Below are 3,935 nucleotides of genomic sequence, written 5' to 3' on the forward strand. Positions count from 1 at the left end.
TCGTTTAATTCTTCCATCTTTTTTAGCGTAGAAAGTTTCATGACACCTTTTTCTTTTTTGGTGTCTATTAAAATCTCTAGAGGCATAATACCACCAAACTCTTTTTCGAAAAACTTGATGTCTTTATAAAAAGGAAGACTTTTCGGCATGTCTTCTATTAGACTACCAGAAACGCGAATCATATACACACCAACAATACCTAAAACGATTACTATTACAGTTGTAAAATAAATGGTAATTCTTTGATTTCTCACCATTTTTTCCATCCAATCTACTACATTTTCTATCCACTTTTTTTCAAGGTGATTTAAATGCTTTTTCTTGGGAAGAGGCATAAAACTATAAATAATAGGTATTATTAAAAGTGCTAAAATAAAGATACTAATAATGTTTACGGATGCTAAAATTCCGAATTCACGTAATAAATTACTTTTAACAAAAACAAAGGTGGCAAAACCAGAAGCCGTAGTAATATTGGTCATTAAGGTGGCATTACCAATTTTAGCAATCACCCTTTGTAAAGATTTGGCTTGGTTACCGTGTTTTTTTATTTCTTGTTGATATTTATTAATTAAAAACACTGCATTAGGTACCCCAATAACAATAATTAGAGGTGGTATTAATGCTGATAAAACTGTAATTTCATATCTGAATAAACCTATAAACCCAAATGCCCAAACTACACCAATAATTACAACCAATAAAGTGATAAAAGTAGCTCTATAAGAACGGAAAAAGAAAAAGAATATTACAGCTGTAATTAATAAAGCGCCCCCAACAAATAGTACTATTTCATCTTGAATGTTTTGTGCGTTTAGTGTTCTTATATAGGGCATACCAGAAACACGAACATCTAGGTTGTTTTCTTTTTCAAACTTTTCTATGGCTGGTATTAATTCGTCAAAAATAAAATCTCTACGTTTTGGTGTATTTATAATATTTTTTTTAATATAAATAGCTGTTTGTAGTGTACCTGTTTCTTTATTATAGAGTAAATTATCGTAAAAAGGAAGTTTATCAAAAAGTTGCTTTTTAATAGCATTTACTTCTTCTGATGTTGTAGGTTCTTTTTCGTAAAGTGGTTCTAAAACAAATTTTCTTTTTTTTCTATCTGCTTTTAGTTTTTGAACATCTGCAATAGAAATTGTAAAATCTATTTCTTCTCTATCATCAAATTGTTCTGTTAATTTATTCCAAGCATTAAATTTCTGAGGCGTAAAAACAGTTGAATCTTTAACACCTAGGATTACAAGATTTCCTTCTTCACCAAAGATTTCTAAAAATTTATTGTAGTCTATATTTGCTTCATGGTCTTCTGGTAAAAGGTTTGCTTCTGTATATGAAAACTTCATATATTTCATTTGCGAAGCTAATAAACCAGTTATAATTGCAATTAAGAGTAATACCAAATAACGGTTTCGCAATATTATACCAGCAGCTTTTGTCCAGAAATTCATAGAGAATATTTTGTGCAAAGGTAACCAAATTACATAGTTCTTAAAATAAAAAAAGAGCGTTTTAAAAACACTCTTTTTTACTATTATCAGTTTTAAAACTGTTTTTTAAACAGTCATTATTTCTTCTTCTTTAACAGCTAGTTTTTCATCTATTTGTTTTACAAAACTATCTGTTAGTTTTTGAACATCATCTTCTGCAATTTTTTTCATATCATCAGAGATGTCTACTTTCTTTATTTCGTTATTTGCTTCTTTCCTGGCGTTTCTAACACCAACTTTAGCATCTTCTGCTTCTGCTTTGGCTTGTTTAGCCAATCCTTTTCTTCTTTCTTCTGTTAAGGGTGGCACATTAATCATAATAATATCACCATTATTCATTGGATTAAAACCTAGGTTTGCTAATTGTATTGCTTTTTCAATTTCTTGCAACATGCTTTTTTCCCAAGGTTGTATGCTTAAAGTTCTTGCATCTGGGGTGTTTACATTGGCAACTTGCCCTAAAGGTGTTTGGGCGCCATAATAATCTACCATAACTGTACTTAACATTGCTGGTGTTGCTCTACCAGCTCTAATAGAAACCAATTCTTTTTCTAAATGGGCAATGGCTTTATTCATTGCTTCTTTAGCTGTGTCTAATATAAATTCTATTTCTTCGTTCATCTTCTTGTAAGTTTTTGTTTTTAATTATTGATTATCAACAACAGTACCAATTTTTTCTCCAGAAACTAATTTTAGTAAATTTCCGTTAGTATTCATATCAAATACAATAATAGGTAATTTATTTTCTTCACTAAGGGTAAATGCAGTCATGTCCATTACTTTTAGCCCTTTTGCAATTACATCTTTAAAGGTAATTGTTTCAAATTTTATGGCATTTTTATCTTTTTCTGGATCTGTATTGTAAATTCCATCTACTCGAGTTCCTTTTAAGATGGCATCAGCATCAATTTCAATTGCCCTTAAAACGGCTGCTGTATCTGTAGTAAAGTAAGGGTTTCCTGTACCTGCACCAAAAATTACCACACGTCCTTTTTCTAAATGACGTATTGCTTTTCTTTTTATGTAAGGTTCTGCAACTTCCTTAATTTCTAAAGCAGTTTGTAAACGCGTATAAACACCTTCTTCCTCTAAAGCACTTTGTAAGGCTAACCCATTGATACATGTTGCCAACATGCCCATATGATCTCCTTGCACACGATCCATACCATTTGCAGCACCAGCAACACCTCTAAAAATGTTTCCACCACCAATAACTATGGCTACTTCAACTCCTTTGTCTACTACTTGTTTTATTTCTTTTGCGTATTCAGATAAACGTTTTGGATCAATTCCATATTGTCTATCTCCCATTAAAGCTTCTCCGCTTAATTTTAAAAGAATTCTTTTGTATTGCATCATTTGTTTTAAGAGTTGCGCAAAATTACATTTTTTTTTTGATTTTCTTTTTTATTAGAAAATAAAAAACCTTGCAATTCTAAAATAGAATGCAAGGTTTAAATAATTTATAGATTCCTACGTTTGTACTGAACTTATTTCAGTAGCAACAGGAGTGACAGTTTTGTCTTATCCTAAAGTTACTCTTTTAAAAGAAGATACTTCAACATCACCATATGTTTTTACATATTGTGCAACATTTTTCTTTTCATCTTTAATAAAAGTTTGGTCTAAAAGACACTGCTCTGTATCTAAAGTTGTGTTGTCAGAAATGAATCTTTCCATTTTACCTGGTAAAATTCTATCCCAGATTTTTTCTGGTTTTCCTTCTGCAGCTAATTCAGCTTTAGCATCCGCTTCAGCTTTTGCTAAAACTTCATCAGTAATTTGAGACATAGAGATGTATTGAGGAACATTTTTTAATGTTTTACCTAATCTACCTAACTCAATATTATCTTTTTCAATTACTGCAATTCTTGCTTCAGTTTCTGCAGCAACATAAGCAGGATCAAAATCTTTGTAAGATAAAGTTGTAGCTCCCATAGATGCAACTTGCATTGCAACGTCTTTTGCTAAAGTTTCAGCATTATCTACAGCAGCAGATAGACCTACTAAAGCAGCAATTTTACCAATGTGAGTGTAAGCACCAACATAAGCAGCTTTTACTTTTTCAAAAGCAGTTATGTCTAACTTTTCTCCAATAACACCAGTTTGTTCTACTAATTTATCAGCAACTGTCATTCCATCAAAATCTGCAGCTAAGAAATCTTCTTTGCTATCATAATTTAAGGCAATGTCTGCAAATTCGCCAGCTAATGCTACAAATTTTTCGTTTTTACCAACAAAGTCAGTTTCACAAGCTAATACGATTGCTACACCTTCTGTTTTATCGTCGTTAATTTTTGTTACTGCAACACCTTCTGTAGATTCTCTATCAGCTCTTTTTGCAGCAATTTTTTGACCTTTTTTACGTAAAATATTTATTGCTTCGTCAAAATTACCTTCTGCTTCTACTAATGCCTTTTTACAGTCCATCATACCAGC

4 protein-coding genes are annotated in these 3,935 nt (G+C 31.3%); all 4 read right to left on the reverse strand.

The features are described from left to right. The coding region (locus ACTG3S_RS03010) for an efflux RND transporter permease subunit (RefSeq protein WP_439127895.1) at window positions 1–1,457 on the reverse strand (1,457 nt) is incomplete at its 3' end. Between the two features lie 105 nt (window positions 1,458–1,562). Next, the gene (gene frr / locus ACTG3S_RS03015) at window positions 1,563–2,117 is read right to left on the reverse strand and encodes a ribosome recycling factor (RefSeq protein WP_439127896.1); all 555 of its coding nucleotides are present in this window, start codon (window positions 2,115–2,117) and stop codon (window positions 1,563–1,565) included. Between the two features lie 24 nt (window positions 2,118–2,141). Continuing rightward, window positions 2,142–2,852: a UMP kinase gene (gene pyrH, locus ACTG3S_RS03020; RefSeq protein WP_439127898.1), complete on the reverse strand. Its 711-nt coding sequence runs from the start codon at window positions 2,850–2,852 to the stop codon at window positions 2,142–2,144. Between the two features lie 168 nt (window positions 2,853–3,020). Continuing rightward, window positions 3,021–3,935, reverse strand: a 915-nt coding sequence (tsf, locus tag ACTG3S_RS03025) for a translation elongation factor Ts (RefSeq protein WP_439127897.1), incomplete at its 5' end; no start/stop codon positions are given.

This window comes from Polaribacter sp., from assembly GCF_965656025.1.
Lineage (GTDB): Bacteria > Bacteroidota > Bacteroidia > Flavobacteriales > Flavobacteriaceae > Polaribacter.